Below are 16,697 nucleotides of genomic sequence, written 5' to 3' on the forward strand. Positions count from 1 at the left end.
CAGCGTCAGCGAACGAACACACCTGCCTGACCAGCCAGGTCGAGGAAGTACTGCGGCGCCACACCCAGTACCAGCGTGACCGCCACGCCCACCCCGATCGCCGTCATCGTGAGCGGCGACGGCACGGCGACCGTCGGCCCCTCCGGACGCGGCTCGCTGAAGAACATCAGCACGATCACGCGGATGTAGAAGAACGCCGCGATGGCCGACGAGATCACACCGACCACGACCAGCGCGCCCGCGCCGCCCTCGGCCGCCGCCTTGAACACGGCGAACTTCCCGGCGAAGCCGGAGGTCAGCGGGATGCCCGCGAAGGCCAGCAGGAAGACCGCGAACACGGCGGCCACCAGCGGTGACCTGCGTCCGAGGCCGGCCCACTTGGACAGGTGCGTGGCCTCGCCGCCCGCGTCCCGTACGAGGGTGACGACCGCGAACGCGCCGATCGTCACGAACGAGTACGCGCCCAGGTAGAAGAGCACCGACGAGACGCCGTCCGGCGTGGTCGCGATGACACCCGCGAGGATGAATCCCGCGTGTGCGATCGACGAGTACGCGAGGAGCCGCTTGATGTCGGTCTGGGTGATCGCGACGATCGCGCCGCCCAGCATGGTGACGACCGCGACGCCCATCATCACCGGCCGCCAGTCCCAGCGCAGGCCCGGCAGCACGACGTACAGCAGCCGCAGCAGCGCGCCGAAGGCGGCCACCTTGGTCGCGGCGGCCATGAAGCCGGTGACCGGGGTCGGTGCGCCCTGGTAGACGTCCGGGGTCCACATGTGGAACGGCACGGCGCCGACCTTGAAGAGCAGGCCCATGACGACCATCGCGGCGCCGATGAGCAGCAGCGCGTCGTTGCCCATGGTGTCGGCGAGTGCCGGGTTCACCGTCCCGATGGTGCCGTCGACGACCTGCGCGATCGTCGCGTACGACACCGAACCGGCGTAGCCGTAGAGCAGGGCGATGCCGAAGAGGGTGAACGCGGAGGCGAAGGCGCCGAGCAGGAAGTACTTGACCGCGGCCTCCTGCGACATGATCCGCTTGCGGCGGGCCACGGCGCACAGGAGGTAGAGCGGCAGCGAGAAGACTTCCAGGGCGATGAACAGCGTCAGCAGGTCGTTCGCCGACGGGAAGACGAGCATGCCGCCGATCGCGAAGAGCAGCAGCGGGAACACCTCGGTGGTGGCGAACCCGGCCTTGACCGCGGCCTTCTCGCTGTCGCTGCCCGGCACGGACGCGGCCTGCGCGGCGAAGGAATCGACGCGGTTGCCGTGCGCCACCGGGTCCAGACGCCGCTCGGCGAACGTGAACACGCCGAGCACACCGGCCAGCAGGATCGTGCCCTGCAGGAACAGCGAGGGCCCGTCGACCGCGATGGCGCCCATCGCGGCGATACCGGCCTTGGTGGTGCCGTATCCGCTCGCCGCGAGCCCGACGACCGCGGCGAACGCGGCGGCGAGGGCGACGACGGACACGAACAACTGGACGTAGTAGCGGGACTTCCGGGGCACGAAGGCCTCGACCAGGATCCCGATGATCGCCGCACCGATGACGATCAGGGTGGGCGACAACTGCCCGTATTCGATCTTCGGCGCGTCGATCTTGTCGATCGGGTCGGCCGCCATTGTCCACAGGCTGTGGACGGCTGTAGCGCTCACGGGGCCGCCTCCACCTCGGGCTGGGGGTCCTTCTTCTGTACGTCGGACATGGTCTGCTTGACCGCCGGGTTGACGATGTCGGTGATCGGCTTCGGGTAGACGCCGAGGAAGATCAGCAGGGCGATCAGCGGGGTGACCACCACGAGTTCCCGCACCCGCAGGTCGGGCATCGCGGAGACCTCGGGCTTCACCGGGCCGGTCATCGTCCGCTGGTAGAGCACGAGCGTGTAGAGCGCGGCGAGGACGATGCCGAAGGTGGCGATGATCCCGATGGCCGGGTAGCGCGTGAACGTGCCGACCAGGACCAGGAACTCACTCACGAACGGCGCGAGCCCCGGCAGGGACAGCGTCGCGAGGCTGCCGATCAGGAAGGTGCCGGCGAGCACCGGCGCGACTTTCTGCACCCCTCCGTAGTCGGCGATCAGACGCGAGCCGCGCCGCGAGATCAGGAAGCCGGCCACCAGCATCAGCGCGGCGGTCGAGATTCCGTGGTTGACCATGTAGAGCGTCGCGCCCGACTGTCCCTGGCTCGTCATGGCGAAGATGCCCATGATGATGAACCCGAAGTGGGAGATCGACGCGTACGCCACCAGCCGCTTGATGTCGCGCTGGCCGACCGCGAGCAGCGCCCCGTAGATGATGCTGATCAGGGCGAGTACGAGGATGACCGGCGTCGCCCACTTCGAGGCCTCCGGGAACAGCTGGAGGCAGAAGCGGAGCATCGCGAAGGTGCCGACCTTGTCGACCACCGCCGTGATGAGGACGGCGACCGGGGCGGTGGCCTCCCCCATCGCGTTGGGCAGCCAGGTGTGCAGCGGCCACAGGGGCGCCTTCACCGCGAAGGCGAAGAAGAAGCCCAGGAAGAGCCATCGCTCGGTGTTGGTCGCCATGTCCAGCGTGCCGTTGGCCCGGGCCTCGGCGATCTCCTGGAGCGAGAAGTTTCCCGCCACCACGTAGAGACCGATCACCGCGGCCAGCATGATCAGGCCGCCGACCAGGTTGTAGAGGAGGAACTTCACCGCGGCGTACGAGCGCTGGGCCGCCGCGTGCTCGTCCGAGCCCGCGTGGGCACGGTCTCCGAAGCCGCCGATGAGGAAGTACATCGGGATGAGCATGGCTTCGAAGAAGATGTAGAAGAGGAAGACGTCGGTGGCCTCGAAGGAGATGATCACCATCGCCTCGACGCCGAGGATCAGGGCGAAGAAGCCCTGGGTCGGGCGCCAGCGGCTGCTGCTGGTCTCCAGCGGGTCGGCGTCGTGCCAGCCCGCGAGGATCACGAACGGGATCAGCAGGGCGGTCAGCGCGATGAGCGCCACCGCGATGCCGTCCACGCCCAGTTCGTACCGCACTCCGAAGTCCGCGATCCAGGCGTGCGATTCGGTGAGCTGGTAGCGGTCGCCGTCCGGGTCGAAGCGGATCAGGACGACCAGGGCGAGTACCAGGGTGGCGAGCGAGACGAGCAGCGCCAGCCACTTGGCGGCGGTGCGGCGCGCGGCCGGCACGGCTGCCGTGGCGATGGCCCCGACTGCCGGGAGCACCGCCGTCGCTGTCAGCAGAGGAAAGGACATCGGTATCAGACCGCCCTCATCAGCAGGGTCGCGGCGATGAGGATCGCAGCACCGCCGAACATGGAGACCGCGTACGACCGCGCGTAGCCGTTCTGCAGCTTGCGGAGCCGTCCGGAGAGGCCGCCCATCGAGGCCGCCGTGCCGTTGACGACCCCGTCGACCAGGGTGTGGTCGACGTACACCAGGGAGCGCGTGAGGTGCTCTCCGCCGCGTACGAGGACGACGTGGTTGAAGTCGTCCTGGAGGAGGTCGCGCCGGGCGGCCCGGGTGAGCAGGGAGCCGCGCGGGGCGACCACCGGGACGGGACGGCGCCCGTACTGGACGTAGGCGAGAGCGACGCCGATGACGAGCACGACCATGGTGGCGAGCGTGACCGTCGTCGCGCTGACCGGCGGGTTTCCGTGCGCATGCTCGGTGACGGGCTCCAGCCAGTGCATGAAGCGGTCGCCGATGCTGAAGAACCCGCCCGCGAAGACCGATCCGAAGGCCAGCACGATCATCGGGATCGTCATGGACCTGGGGGACTCGTGCGGGTGCGGCTCGTGGCCGTTCTCGTCGGGCTGCCAGCGCTTCTCTCCGAAGAAGGTCATCAGCATCACGCGTGTCATGTAGTACGCGGTGATGGCCGCGCCGAGCAGGGCCACGCTGCCGAGGATCCAGCCCTCGGTGCCGCCCTTGGCGAAGGCCGCCTCGATGATCTTGTCCTTGGAGAAGAAGCCGGACAGGCCCGGGAAGCCGATGATGGCCAGGTAACCGAGACCGAACGTCACGAAGGTGACCGGCATGTACTTCCTGAGGCCGCCGTACTTCCGCATGTCGACCTCGTCGTTCATGCCGTGCATGACCGAACCGGCGCCGAGGAAGAGCCCGGCCTTGAAGAAGCCGTGCGTCACCAGGTGCATGATCGCGAAGACGTAGCCGATGGGGCCGAGGCCCGCCGCGAGGATCATGTAGCCGATCTGCGACATGGTCGAACCGGCGAGCGCCTTCTTGATGTCGTCCTTGGCGCAACCGACGATCGCACCGAAGAGGAGCGTGACCGCTCCGACCACGGTGGTCACGAGCTGGGCGTCCGGCGCGGCGTTGAAGATGTCGGCGGAGCGGACGATCAGGTACACGCCCGCGGTCACCATCGTCGCGGCGTGGATGAGGGCCGAGACCGGGGTCGGGCCCTCCATCGCGTCCCCGAGCCAGGACTGCAGCGGTACTTGGGCGGACTTGCCGCAGGCGGCGAGCAGCAGCATCAGGGCGATGGCGGTCAGCTTGCCCTCGCCGGTCTCACCGGTGGCCTCCAGGACCGGCCCGAAGGCGAAGGTCCCGAAGGTGGTGAACATCAGCATGATGGCGATCGACAGGCCCATGTCGCCGACGCGGTTGACCAGGAAGGCCTTCTTCGCGGCGGTGGCGGCGCTGGGCTTGTGCTGCCAGAAGCCGATCAGGAGGTACGAGGCGAGGCCGACGCCCTCCCAGCCGACATACAGCAGCAGGTAGTTGTCCGCGAGGACGAGCAGCAGCATCGCCGCGAGGAACAGGTTCAGATAGCCGAAGAAGCGGCGGCGCCGCTCGTCGTGCTCCATGTACCCGATGGAGTACACGTGGATCAGCGAGCCGACGCCCGTGATCAGCAGCACGAACGTCATCGACAGCTGGTCGAGCTGGAAGGCCACGTCCGCCTGGAAGCCCTCTACGGGGATCCAGCTGAACAGGTGCTGGCCGATGGCCCGGTGTTCGGCGTCCTTGCCCAGCATGTCGGCGAAGAGGATCGCGCCGATCACGAAGGAGACGGACGAGAGAGCCGTACCGATCCAGTGGCCGACGGCGTCCAGCCGCCGGCCGCCGCACAGCAGTACGGCCGCTCCGAGCAGAGGCGCCGCCACAAGCAGCGCAATCAGGTTCTCCACGATTCAGCGACCCCTTACAGCTTCATCAGGCTGGCGTCGTCGACCGAGGCCGAGTGGCGGGAACGGAACAGCGACACGATGATCGCGAGCCCGACCACGACCTCCGCGGCGGCGACGACCATCGTGAAGAAGGCGATGATCTGGCCGTCGAGATTGCCGTGCATCCGGGAGAAGGCGACGAACGCGAGGTTGCAGGCGTTGAGCATCAGCTCGATGCACATGAACACCACGATCGCGTTGCGCCTGATCAGGACGCCGGTGGCGCCGATCGTGAACAACAGGGCGGCGAGGTAGAGGTAGTTGACGGGGTTCACTTCGCGGCCTCCTCTTCCCGCTCTTCGCGGCCGAGCCGCTCCTCGGAACGCTGCTCCAGCGCCTTGAGGTCCTTGATCGCCTCGTCCGACACATCGCGGATCTGGCCGCGGTCACGCAGTGTCTTGATGACGGTGAGCTCGGACGGGGTGCCGTCCGGCAGGAGGCCGGCGATGTCCACCGCGTTGTGCCGGGCGTAGACGCCGGGGGCGGGCAGCGGCGGGAGCTGCTTGTTCGCCCGCACGCGCTCCCCGGCCAGCTCGCGCTGGGTCTTGGCCCGCTCGGTGCGCTCGCGGTGGGTGAGCACCATGGCGCCGACGGCGGCGGTGATGAGCAGGGCGCCGGTGATCTCGAAGGCGAAGACGTACTTCGTGAAGATGAGGGCCGCCAGACCCTCCACGTTGCCGCCGGAGTTGGCCTGGGTCAGGCCGTTGAACTCCGACAGCGAGGCGTTGCCGATGCCCGCGCAGAGCAGGATTCCGAAGCCGAGGCCGCACAGCAGGGCCAGCCAGCGCTGGCCCTTGATGGTCTCCTTCAGGGAGTCCGCCGCGGTGACACCGACGAGCATGACCACGAAGAGGAACAGCATCATGATCGCGCCGGTGTAGACGACGACCTGGACGATGCCCAGGAAGTACGCGCCGTTGGCGAGGTAGAACACCGCCAGGACGATCATGGTCCCGGCGAGGCAGAGCGCGCTGTGCACGGCCTTCTTCATGAAGACGGTGCACAGGGCGCCGATCACCGCGACGGTGCCGAGGATCCAGAACTGGAAGGCCTCGCCCGTGGACGTGGAGTAGGCCGCGAGGGAGTTGGCGTGGGCGGCGAGTTGCGCGCTCATGTGTCCGCCCCCTCTTCCTCGGGCTTCTCTCCCTTGGAGACCGCCACCTGGGGAACCGTGCCGGGCGCGGCCTCCGTGACCAGGCCCCGGTAGTAGTCGCCCTCGTCCATGCCCGGGAAGATCGAGTGCGGTGACTCGACCATGCCCTCCTCAAGACCGGCGAGCAGCTGCTCCTTGGTGTAGATGAGGTTGGCGCGGCTGGAGTCGGCCAGCTCGAACTCGTTCGTCATCGTCAACGCGCGCGTGGGGCACGCCTCGATGCACAGGCCGCACAGGATGCAGCGGGCGTAGTTGATCTGGTAGACGCGGCCGTACCGCTCGCCCGGGGAGTAGCGCTCCTCCTCGGTGTTGTCCGCGCCCTCCACATAGATGGCGTCCGCGGGACACGCCCAGGCGCACAGCTCACAGCCGACGCACTTCTCCAGGCCGTCCGGATGGCGGTTGAGCTGGTGCCGGCCGTGGAACCGCGGGGCGGTGGTCTTCTGCTGCTCCGGATACTGCTCGGTCAGCCGCTTCTTGAACATGGCCTTGAAGGTCACGCCGAAGCCTGCGACGGGGTTCTGGAAACCGGGTTTGGTCTCCTTCTGCTCATCAGCCATCGGACGCCTCCTTTCCGTCGCGAGGTCCATCGGTTCCGTCACTGTCAGTATTCACGGCACCACTGACAATCAACTCCCGCTCCCGGCGCGGGCGTCGCCGGGGCACCGGCGGCAGCTCCTGTCCGGGCAGCGGCGGTACGGGGAATCCGCCCGCCATCGGGTCGAAGGCGACGGGTTCCTCCGGCGTCTCCTGGGCGTCCTTCCGGTCGCGGTACATGTCGGCGATGAAGGACAGCAACAGCAGGACAAGGACCGCGCCCGCCACGTACAGGGCGATGTCGGCGAAGTCGTAGTTCTCGTTTCGCAGGGTCCGTACGGTCGCGACGCACATCAGCCAGACCACGGAGACCGGGATGAGGACCTTCCAGCCGAGCTTCATCAGTTGGTCGTAGCGGACGCGGGGCAGCGTGCCGCGCAGCCAGATGAAGAAGAACAGCAGCAGTTGCACCTTGATGACGAACCAGAGCATCGGCCACCAGCCGTGGTTCGCGCCCTCCCAGAAGGTGCTGACCGGCCAGGGTGCCCGCCAGCCGCCCAGGAAGAGCGTCACGGAGACCGCCGAGACGGTCACCATGTTCACGTACTCGGCGAGCATGAACAGCGCGAACTTGATGGACGAGTACTCGGTGTTGAAGCCGCCGACCAGGTCGCCCTCGGACTCCGGCATGTCGAAGGGGGCGCGGTTGGTCTCGCCGACCATCGTCACGATGTAGATCAGGAACGACACCGGCAGCAGGATGATGTACCAGCGGTCCTGCTGCTGGGCGACGATCTCCGAGGTCGACATCGAGCCGGAGTACAGGAACACCGACGCGAACGCGGCGCCCATGGCGATCTCGTACGAGATCATCTGCGCGCAGGAGCGCAGGCCGCCGAGGAGCGGATACGTCGACCCGGAGGACCAGCCCGCGAGCACGATTCCGTAGATGCCCACCGAGGCGACCGCGAGGATGTAGAGCATCGCGATCGGGAGGTCGGTGAGCTGCATCGTGGTGCGGTGGCCGAGGATCGAGATCTCGTTGCCGGCCGGTCCGAAGGGGATCACGGCGATCGCCATGAAGGCCGGGATCGCGGCCACGATCGGCGCGAGGATGTAGACGACCTTGTCGGCGCGCTTGACGATCAGGTCTTCCTTGAGCATCAGTTTGATGCCGTCGGCGAGCGACTGGAGCATGCCCCAGGGGCCGTGCCGGTTGGGGCCGATGCGCAGCTGCATCCAGGCGACGACCTTGCGCTCCCACACGATGGAGAACAGCACGGTGATCATCAGGAAGGCGAAGCAGAAGACCGCCTTGATGACGACGAGCCACCAGGGGTCGCGGCCGAACATGGAGAGGTCCTCCGCGGCCAGGTACACGGGCGCGGCGAGGTTTCCGGTCATGCCTCCACCTCCTTGGGGGTCTCGGCGGCGAGCGTCGCCGGGCCGATGCGGACGAGTGCGCCGGGCAGCGCGCCCGTGTCCGAGGCGACGCCTCCCCCGGCGGAGTTCAGCGGGAGCCAGACCACGCGGTCGGGCATCTCCGTGATCTGCAGCGGGAGTTCGACCACTCCGGAGGGGCCGGTCACGGCGAGCAGGTCGCCGTTCTTGACGCCCGCCTCGGCGGCCGTGGCGGCCGACACGCGCGCGTGTGCGGCATGCCGCGTCCCGGCGAGCGCCGTGTCGCCCTCCTGGAGGCGGCCCTGGTCGAGCAGCAGCCGGTGTCCGGCGAGCACGGCCTCTCCCGAGGCGGGCCGCGGCAGAACGGCCGCGGTCTCCACGGGTTCGGTGGCCCGCGCCCCGTCCCAGGTGCCGAGCCGGTCGAGCTCCACGCGCGCGGTGCGCAGGTCCGGCAGTCCCAGGTGTACGTCCATGGCGTCGGCCAGCATGTGCAGGACCCGCCCGTCGGTGGGCGACACCCGGCGGGTCAGCTGCTCGGGCTTGAGCGCGGACTCGAAGAGGCGTGCCCGGCCTTCCCAGTTGAGGAAGGTGCCCGCCTTCTCGGCGACCGCGGCCACGGGGAAGACGACGTCCGCGTGCCCGGTGACCTCGCTGGGACGCAGTTCGAGCGACACCAGGAAGCCCACCCCGGACAGTGCCTCACGCGCGCGTGCCGGATCGGGAAGGTCGGCGACCTCGACGCCCGCGACGACGAGCGCGGAGAGCTCCCCGGTGGCGGCGGCCTCGACGATCTGTCCGGTGTCACGGCCGTGGCGGTGCGGCAGCGCCGCGATGCCCCAGGCGAGGGTGACCTCGTCCCGCGCGCGCGGGTCGGTGGCCGGGCGTCCGCCGGGCAGCAGCGAGGGCAGCGCCCCCGCCTCGATCGCGCCGCGCTCCCCGGCCCGGCGCGGGATCCACACCAGTTCGGCGCCGGTCGCGGTGGAGGCCCGTACGGCGGCGGTGAGCCCGCCCGCCACGGCGGCCAGCCGCTCGCCGACGACGATCACGGCGCCCTCGGTGCGCAGCGCCTCGGCGGCCTTCGCTCCGTCGCCCTCCAGGCCGGCCCCGGAGGCGAGCGCGTCCAGCCACTCGGTCTCGGTGCCGGGGGCGGCCGGCAGCAGCGTGCCGCCCGCCTTCTCCAGACCGCGGGTCGCGTGGGTGGCCAGCGAGAAGGTCTTCTGCCCGTGTCCCCGCCAGGCCTTGCGCAGCCTCAGGAAGACACCGGGCGCCTCCTCCTCGGACTCGAATCCGGCGAGCAGGACGGCGGGTGCCTTCTCCAGTGCGGTGTACGTGACGCCCGTACCGTCGAGGTCACGTCCGCGTCCGGCGACCCGGGCGGCCAGGAAGTCGGCCTCCTCGCCGCTGTGCACGCGCGCGCGGAAGTCGATGTCGTTCGTGTCGAGGGCCACGCGCGCGAACTTGCTGTACGCGTAGGCGTCCTCGACGGTCAGCCGGCCGCCGGTGAGGACGGCGGCCCGGGAGCGGGCGGCAAGGAGCCCCTGGGCGGCGGCCTCCAGGGCCTCCGGCCAGGAAGCGGGCTCCAGCTCACCGGACTCGCCGCGCACCAGAGGCGTCTGCAACCGGTCCCGCTGTTGCGCGTACCGGAAGCCGAACCGCCCCTTGTCGCACAGCCACTCCTCGTTGACCTGGGGGTCCGGGGAGGCGAGGCGCCGCATGACCTTGCCGCGCCGGTGGTCGGTGCGGGTCGCGCAGCCGCCGGAGCAGTGCTCGCACACCGAGTGCGACGAGACGAGGTCGAACGGCCGGGAGCGGAAGCGGTACGCCGCCGAGGTCAGCGCGCCGACCGGGCAGATCTGGATGGTGTTCCCGGAGAAGTACGACTCGAAGGGGTCGCCCTCGCCGGTGCCGACCTGCTGGAGCGCGCCCCGCTCGATCAGCTCGATCATCGGGTCGCCCGCGATCTGGTTGGAGAACCGGGTGCAGCGGGCGCACAGCACACAGCGTTCGCGGTCGAGCAGCACCTGGGTGGAGATCGGGACGGGCTTCTCGTACGTGCGCTTCTTGCCCTCGAAGCGGGACTCGGAGTGGCCGTGCGACATGGCCTGGTTCTGCAGGGGGCACTCGCCGCCCTTGTCGCAGACCGGGCAGTCCAGCGGGTGGTTGATGAGCAGGAGCTCCATCACACCCTTCTGGGCCTTCTCGGCGACAGGAGAGGTGAGGTGGGTCTTGACGACCATCCCGTCCGTGCAGGTGATCGTGCAGGACGCCATGGGCTTGCGCTGGCCCTCGACCTCGACGATGCACTGACGGCAGGCGCCGGCCGGGTCGAGGAGCGGATGGTCGCAGAAGCGGGGGATCTCGATGCCGAGCTGTTCGGCCGCGCGGATGACCAGGGTGCCCTTGGGCACGCTGATCTCGACGCCGTCGATGGTCAGCGCGACGAGATCCTCCGGCGGAACCGCAGCCTCCCCGCCTCCGGAGGGAGCGCTCGTGGTTACCGTCATGCGTTCACCTCCGTGTGCTTTTCCTTGTCGGCCCAGGCCGTCGACTTGGCGGGGTCGAAGGGGCAGCCCCGGCCGTTGATGTGCTCCTCGTACTCCGCGCGGAAGTACTTGAGCGAGGAGAAGATCGGCGAGGCCGCGCCGTCGCCGAGGGCGCAGAAGGACTTGCCGTTGATGTTGTCGGCGATGTCGTTCAGCTTGTCGAGGTCGGACATGACGCCCTTGCCGGCCTCGATGTCGCGCAGCAACTGCACGAGCCAGTACGTCCCTTCGCGGCAGGGCGTGCACTTGCCGCAGGACTCGTGGGCGTAGAACTCGGTCCACCGGGTGACGGCACGGACGACGCAGGTCGTCTCGTCGAAGCACTGGAGTGCTTTTGTGCCGAGCATGGAACCCGCGGCGCCCACTCCTTCGTAGTCAAGAGGGACGTCGAGGTGCTCGTCGGTGAACATCGGGGTCGAGGAGCCGCCCGGCGTCCAGAACTTGAGGCGGTGTCCCTTCCGAATGCCGCCGCTCATGTCGAGGAGCTGACGGAGTGTGATGCCGAGCGGGGCCTCGTACTGGCCGGGGCTGGTGACATGGCCGCTGAGGGAGTAGAGCGTGAAGCCCGGGGACTTCTCGCTTCCCATCGAGCGGAACCATTCTTTGCCCTTGTGGAGAATCGCGGGAACCGACGCGATGGACTCGACGTTATTCACAACAGTCGGACAGGCATAGAGGCCCGCGACGGCAGGGAAAGGGGGACGAAGTCGCGGCTGTCCACGGCGGCCTTCGAGCGAGTCGAGCAGTGCGGTCTCCTCACCGCAGATGTACGCGCCCGCGCCCGCGTGCACGGTGAGCTGCAGATCGAGTCCGCTGCCCAGCACGTTCTCGCCCAGGTAGCCCGCCGCGTAGGCCTCGCGTACGGCCTCGTGCAACCGCCTGAGCACGGGGACGACTTCACCACGCAGATAGATGAACGCATGCGACGACCGGATCGCATAACAGGCGATGACAATGCCCTCAATGAGGCTGTGCGGGTTCGCGAAGAGAAGCGGGATGTCCTTACAGGTGCCCGGCTCCGATTCGTCGGCGTTGACAACTAGATAGTGAGGCTTTCCATCACCCTGGGGAATGAACTGCCACTTCATTCCGGTGGGGAATCCCGCGCCGCCACGGCCGCGCAGACCGGAGTCCTTCACATACGCGATGAGGTCGTCCGGCGACATAGCGAGCGCCTTGCGCAGGCCCTCGTACCCGTCGTGCCTCCGGTACACGTCCAGCGACCAGGACTTGTCCTCGTCCCAGAAGGCGGACAGCACCGGTGAGAGCAGCTTCTCGGGGCTCGTCTCTCCCCCAGCCTCGGGCTGGGAGGTGCCCCCGTATTGAGTGGACAAGGTCATCACTCCCCCTCCTCGGCAGTGGGCCCGGCCGGGTGGGACGGGTCGGAGGCCGACGTGTCCTGCGGTGCGTCGTGCGAACTGAGGTGCTCGGACGGGGACGGGTCGTGCAGCGGCTCGTCCTGGGGAGCGCCGGACCCTCGCGGGTGCACCACGCGCGCGGGGCCCGTCTCCCCCTTGGCCAGCCGGAGGCCGATCAGCGAGGCGGGGCCCGCGCCGCCGCTCGCCTCGACCGCGCCCTCGCGCTCGTCGGGGAAGCCCGCCAGGATGCGGGCCGTGTCCTTGAACGTGCACAAGGGGGCACCGCGTGTCGGCTCGACCTGTGTTCCCGAGCGCAGGTCGTCGACGAGGCGCTTCGCGCTCGCCACGGTCTGGTTGTCGAAGAACTCCCAGTTGACCATCACGACCGGCGCGAAGTCGCAGGCCGCGTTGCACTCGATGTGCTCCAGGGTGACCAGGCCGTCGTCGGTGGTCTCGCCGTTGCCGACACCGAGGTGGTCCTGCAGGGACTCGAAGATCGCGTCGCCGCCCATGACCGCGCACAGGGTGTTGGTGCAGACGCCCACCTGGTAGTCACCGCTCGGCTTGCGCCGGTACATCGAGTAGAAGGTCGCGACCGCTGTGACCTCGGCCGTGGTCAGGTCCAGCATCTCCGCGCAGAACCGCTGCCCTGTGCGCGTGACATGGCCCTCCTCCGACTGCACGAGATGCAGCAACGGAAGGAGGGCGGACCGGGAGTCCGGGTAACGGGCGATGATCTCGCGCGCGTCCGCCTCCAGCCTGGCTCGAACGTCGTCCGGGTAGTCGGGCGCGGGCAGTTGGGGCATGCCCAGGCTGACGCCCTCGGGGGTCGTGGTCACCGGTCGACGCCTCCCATCACGGGGTCGATGGACGCGACGGCGACGATGACGTCGGCGACCTGGCCGCCCTCGCACATCGCCGCCATGGCCTGCAGATTGGTGAAGGACGGGTCCCGGTAGTGGACCCGGTAGGGGCGGGTGCCTCCGTCGGACACGGCGTGCACCCCGAGTTCGCCCTTGGGCGACTCGACGGCCGCGTACGTCTGTCCCGGCGGCACGCGGAACCCCTCGGTCACCAGCTTGAAGTGGTGGATCAGGGCCTCCATGGAGGTGCCCATGATCTTCTTGATGTGGTCGAGCGAGTTGCCGAGTCCGTCCGGGCCGAGCGCGAGCTGCGCGGGCCAGGCGATCTTCTTGTCGGTGACCATGACCGGGCCGGGCTGCAGCCGGTCCAGGCACTGCTCGACGATCCGCAGCGACTGGCGCATCTCCTCAAGGCGGATCAGGAAGCGCCCGTACGCGTCGCAGGTGTCGGTGGTCGGGACGTCGAAGTCGTACGTCTCGTAGCCGCAGTACGGCTGCGCCTTGCGCAGGTCGTGCGGCAGGCCGGCCGAGCGGAGGATCGGGCCCGTGGCGCCGAGGGCCATGCAGCCGGCCAGGTCGAGATGGCCGATGTCCTGCATACGGGCCTTGAAGATGGGGTTCCCGGTGGCGAGCTTGTCGTACTCGGGAAGGTTCTTCTGCATCTTCTTCACGAACTCGCGGATCTGGTCCACCGCGCCCGGGGGCAGGTCCTGGGCGAGGCCGCCCGGCCGGATGTACGCGTGGTTCATGCGCAGGCCGGTGATCAGCTCGTAGATGTCGAGAATGAGTTCACGATCACGGAAGCCGTAGATCATGATCGTGGTGGCGCCGAGTTCCATGCCGCCGGTGGCGATGCACACCAGGTGCGAGGAGAGCCGGTTCAGCTCCATCAGGAGCACCCGGATGATCGTGGCGCGGTCCGGGATCTGGTCCTCGATGCCGAGGAGCTTCTCGACGGCCAGGCAGTACGCGGTCTCGTTGAAGAACGACGTCAGGTAGTCCATGCGCGTCACGAAGGTCGTGCCCTGTGTCCACGTACGGAACTCGAGGTTCTTCTCGATGCCGGTGTGCAGATAACCGATGCCGCAGCGGGCCTCGGTGACCGTCTCGCCCTCGATCTCCAGGATGAGCCGGAGCACTCCGTGTGTGGACGGGTGCTGGGGGCCCATGTTGACGACGATGCGCTCGTCGTCGGCCCTGGCCGCGGTCTGGACGACCTCGTCCCAGTCGCCGCCGGTGACCGTGTAGACCTTGCCCTCGGTCGTCTCGCGGGCAGATGCGTGCGACGTGCTCATGAGTACGACCTCCGCTGGTCCGGAGCCGGGATCTGGGCGCCCTTGTACTCGACGGGGATGCCGCCGAGGGGATAGTCCTTGCGCTGCGGAAAGCCCTGCCAGTCGTCCGGCATCATGATCCGCGTGAGGGCCGGGTGGCCCTCGAAGACGATGCCGAAGAAGTCGTACGTCTCGCGCTCGTGCCAGTCGTTCGTCGGATAGACCGAGACCAGGGACGGGATGCGCGGCTCGCTGTCCGGGGCGCTGACCTCCAGGCGGATCAGCCGGTTGTGGGTGATCGAGCGCAGGTGGTAGACGGCGTGCAGCTCGCGGCCCTTGTCCTGCGGGTAGTGGACCCCGCTCACGCCGGTGCAGAGCTCGAAGCGCAGGGCCGGGTCGTCGCGCAGGGTCTGGGCGACCTGGAGCAGGTGCTCGCGGTCGATGTGGAAGGTCATCTCGTCGCGGTCGACGATCGTCTTCTCGATGGCGTTCCCGGGGACGAGACTCTGTTCCTCCAGGGCGCCCTCGAGCTCGTCGGCGACCTCGTCGAACCAGCCGCCGTACGGGCGGGAGGCCGGTCCAGGCAGCCGGATCGAGCGGACCAGGCCGCCGTAGCCGGAGGTGTCCCCGCCGTTGTCGGCGCCGAACATGCCGCGCTGGACGCGGATCTCCTCGCCGCCGTCGCCTCGCTGGCCCGGGAGGTTGGAGGCTCCGAGGTCCTTCTCGGGGTTCACCCCGTTGCCGTTCGCGTCGCTCACCGCAGCAGGCCCTTCATCTCGATGGTGGGGAGCGCCTTGAGCGCCGCTTCCTCCGCCTCGCGGGCCGCCTCCTCGGCGTTCACGCCGAGCTTCGAGGACTGGATCTTCTGGTGGAGCTTGAGAATCGCGTCCATCAGCATCTCGGGCCGTGGCGGACAGCCGGGCAGATAGATGTCGACAGGGACGATGTGGTCGACGCCCTGCACGATCGCGTAGTTGTTGAACATGCCGCCCGACGAGGCGCAAACCCCCATGGAGATCACCCACTTGGGGTTCGGCATCTGGTCGTAGACCTGCCTCAGGACCGGCGCCATCTTCTGGCTGACGCGTCCGGCGACGATCATCAGGTCGGCCTGGCGCGGCGAGCCGCGGAAGACCTCCATGCCGAAGCGCGCCAGGTCGTAGCGGCCCGCGCCCGTCGTCATCATTTCGATGGCGCAGCAGGCGAGGCCGAAGGTGGCGGGGAAGACGGACGACTTGCGCACCCATCCCGCGGCCTGCTCGACGGTGGTCAGCAGGAAGCCGCTCGGCAGCTTTTCTTCGAGTCCCATGCTCAGTGGCTCCTCTGTCCCCTATACGGGGCTCAGTCCCTTGCGGGGTTCAGTCCCATGCGGGTTTCAGTCCCATTCCAGGCCGCCTCGCCGCCACACGTACGCGTACGCGACGAAGACGGTGAGCACGAAGAGCAACATCTCCACGAGCCCGAAAACCCCGAGCGCGTCGAACGTGACGGCCCAGGGATAGAGGAAGACGATCTCGATATCGAAAATGATGAAGAGCATCGCCGTCAGGTAGTACTTGATGGGGAACCGCCCGCCGCCGGCCGGCGTGGGGGTCGGCTCGATACCGCACTCGTAGGCTTCGAGCTTGGCCCGGTTGTATCGCTTTGGACCGATAAGCGTGGCCATGACCACGGAGAAGATCGCAAAGCCTGCTCCGAGGGCTCCCAGTACGAGGATGGGCGCATACGCGTTCACCGCTCCTCGCTCCTCTCAGTCGGCATTGACTGCTGGCGGTTGCATCAGGCGTTGTTCCCTGTCCCACGTGCCCCATGAACCTCATGAGGCCCACGAGCTCCGTGCGGCTCCACGAAGATCGTGTACATGTGAAGCAGGTCACAAGCCCAACTGCCCCGCATCTTATGCCTGCGGGTCTGTGATCTGCGACACGGGGTACGACAACGTCTTTGTGATCTCCACCACCCGGCGAAGGATCATGAAGTCGGATCAGTACCGATCTTCGTACGAGAAGCGTCCGAGTGATCACCAGAGGTGACATTTTCGCCCGTCATCGCTGGTCCAGGCTTCGGCGCACTATCAAGGCCGCGAGATCCAAGGCAAATTGGTGTTGGACATCCGTGCTTGATAGAGGAACTCGTTCACACTTCGGGGGGAGTTGCGGTGCCCGGTGTGGACGACCGGGGTGCGTGCATCCGTTCACGAGCGGAACAGGGTTCTCCGCTCGCGAGCGGAAGGGGCCGTCGGCCCGACCTCCACGACTCCCCCGCCTCACGCGCGCGACACCACCGCAGGGGCAGCTGTTCCGTGACCTGCGTCACATTGGTAACAGCCGGGAAACAACCGGGCTTGGCCAACCGCTCCAATGAGTGGTAGGTCGCGGGCAATTCGGACGTAACACGGAAAGGCC

Annotated in this window: 14 protein-coding genes; all 14 read right to left on the reverse strand. The window is 68.1% G+C overall.

Annotated elements, in window-relative coordinates; all coding sequences use genetic code 11:
* Positions 1–5: 5 nt before the first annotated feature.
* The 14 genes from nuoN to ACFWXQ_RS35695 all read right to left on the reverse strand — a co-directional run bounded on the left by nuoN (position 6) and on the right by ACFWXQ_RS35695 (position 16,027).
* The gene (nuoN, locus tag ACFWXQ_RS35630) at positions 6–1,655 is read right to left on the reverse strand and encodes an NADH-quinone oxidoreductase subunit NuoN (protein ID WP_383381101.1); all 1,650 of its coding nucleotides are present in this window, start codon (positions 1,653–1,655) and stop codon (positions 6–8) included.
* On the reverse strand, positions 1,652–3,223 hold the full coding sequence (locus ACFWXQ_RS35635) for an NADH-quinone oxidoreductase subunit M (protein WP_383935841.1): 1,572 nt from the start codon (positions 3,221–3,223) through the stop codon (positions 1,652–1,654). Before ACFWXQ_RS35635 ends, nuoN begins: the two co-directional genes overlap by 4 nt.
* A gap of 5 nt (positions 3,224–3,228) precedes the next feature.
* Positions 3,229–5,124 (reverse strand): NADH-quinone oxidoreductase subunit L, encoded by a 1,896-nt coding sequence (nuoL, locus tag ACFWXQ_RS35640; protein WP_383935843.1) that lies wholly within the window; start codon positions 5,122–5,124, stop codon positions 3,229–3,231.
* A gap of 14 nt (positions 5,125–5,138) precedes the next feature.
* On the reverse strand, positions 5,139–5,438 hold the full coding sequence (gene nuoK / locus ACFWXQ_RS35645) for an NADH-quinone oxidoreductase subunit NuoK (RefSeq protein WP_003974374.1): 300 nt from the start codon (positions 5,436–5,438) through the stop codon (positions 5,139–5,141).
* On the reverse strand, positions 5,435–6,277 hold the full coding sequence (locus ACFWXQ_RS35650) for an NADH-quinone oxidoreductase subunit J (protein WP_200397661.1): 843 nt from the start codon (positions 6,275–6,277) through the stop codon (positions 5,435–5,437). The genes nuoK and ACFWXQ_RS35650 overlap by 4 nt, the downstream gene beginning before the upstream one ends.
* Complete coding sequence (gene nuoI, locus ACFWXQ_RS35655; protein ID WP_383935846.1) at positions 6,274–6,876, reverse strand: NADH-quinone oxidoreductase subunit NuoI; 603 nt, start codon at positions 6,874–6,876, stop codon at positions 6,274–6,276. Before nuoI ends, ACFWXQ_RS35650 begins: the two co-directional genes overlap by 4 nt.
* Entirely contained in the window at positions 6,869–8,257 is a 1,389-nt protein-coding gene (gene nuoH, locus ACFWXQ_RS35660; RefSeq protein WP_383935848.1) for an NADH-quinone oxidoreductase subunit NuoH, read from the reverse strand. Before nuoH ends, nuoI begins: the two co-directional genes overlap by 8 nt.
* Complete coding sequence (locus ACFWXQ_RS35665) at positions 8,254–10,758, reverse strand: NADH-quinone oxidoreductase subunit G (RefSeq protein ID WP_383935850.1); 2,505 nt, start codon at positions 10,756–10,758, stop codon at positions 8,254–8,256. Before ACFWXQ_RS35665 ends, nuoH begins: the two co-directional genes overlap by 4 nt.
* Positions 10,755–12,137 carry an NADH-quinone oxidoreductase subunit NuoF gene (nuoF, locus tag ACFWXQ_RS35670; protein WP_383935852.1) on the reverse strand — a complete coding sequence of 461 codons (1,383 nt, stop codon included), beginning with the start codon at positions 12,135–12,137 and terminating at the stop codon, positions 10,755–10,757. The genes ACFWXQ_RS35665 and nuoF overlap by 4 nt, the downstream gene beginning before the upstream one ends.
* On the reverse strand, positions 12,137–12,961 hold the full coding sequence (gene nuoE, locus ACFWXQ_RS35675) for an NADH-quinone oxidoreductase subunit NuoE (RefSeq protein ID WP_383935968.1): 825 nt from the start codon (positions 12,959–12,961) through the stop codon (positions 12,137–12,139). The genes nuoF and nuoE overlap by 1 nt, the downstream gene beginning before the upstream one ends.
* A 29-nt stretch (positions 12,962–12,990) precedes the next feature.
* Positions 12,991–14,313: an NADH-quinone oxidoreductase subunit D gene (locus ACFWXQ_RS35680; protein WP_383935854.1), complete on the reverse strand. Its 1,323-nt coding sequence runs from the start codon at positions 14,311–14,313 to the stop codon at positions 12,991–12,993.
* A complete protein-coding gene (locus tag ACFWXQ_RS35685) occupies positions 14,310–15,050 on the reverse strand; it encodes an NADH-quinone oxidoreductase subunit C (protein ID WP_383935856.1) in 741 nt (246 codons plus the stop codon). The genes ACFWXQ_RS35680 and ACFWXQ_RS35685 overlap by 4 nt, the downstream gene beginning before the upstream one ends.
* Positions 15,047–15,601: an NADH-quinone oxidoreductase subunit B family protein gene (locus tag ACFWXQ_RS35690; RefSeq protein WP_018528252.1), complete on the reverse strand. Its 555-nt coding sequence runs from the start codon at positions 15,599–15,601 to the stop codon at positions 15,047–15,049. Before ACFWXQ_RS35690 ends, ACFWXQ_RS35685 begins: the two co-directional genes overlap by 4 nt.
* Before the next feature lie 66 nt (positions 15,602–15,667).
* Positions 15,668–16,027: an NADH-quinone oxidoreductase subunit A gene (locus tag ACFWXQ_RS35695; protein ID WP_033319564.1), complete on the reverse strand. Its 360-nt coding sequence runs from the start codon at positions 16,025–16,027 to the stop codon at positions 15,668–15,670.
* Positions 16,028–16,697 lie beyond the last annotated feature (670 nt).

Origin of the sequence: Streptomyces sp. NPDC058697, assembly GCF_042715345.1 — a bacterium.
Classification (GTDB): Bacteria; Actinomycetota; Actinomycetes; order Streptomycetales; family Streptomycetaceae; genus Streptomyces; species Streptomyces liliifuscus.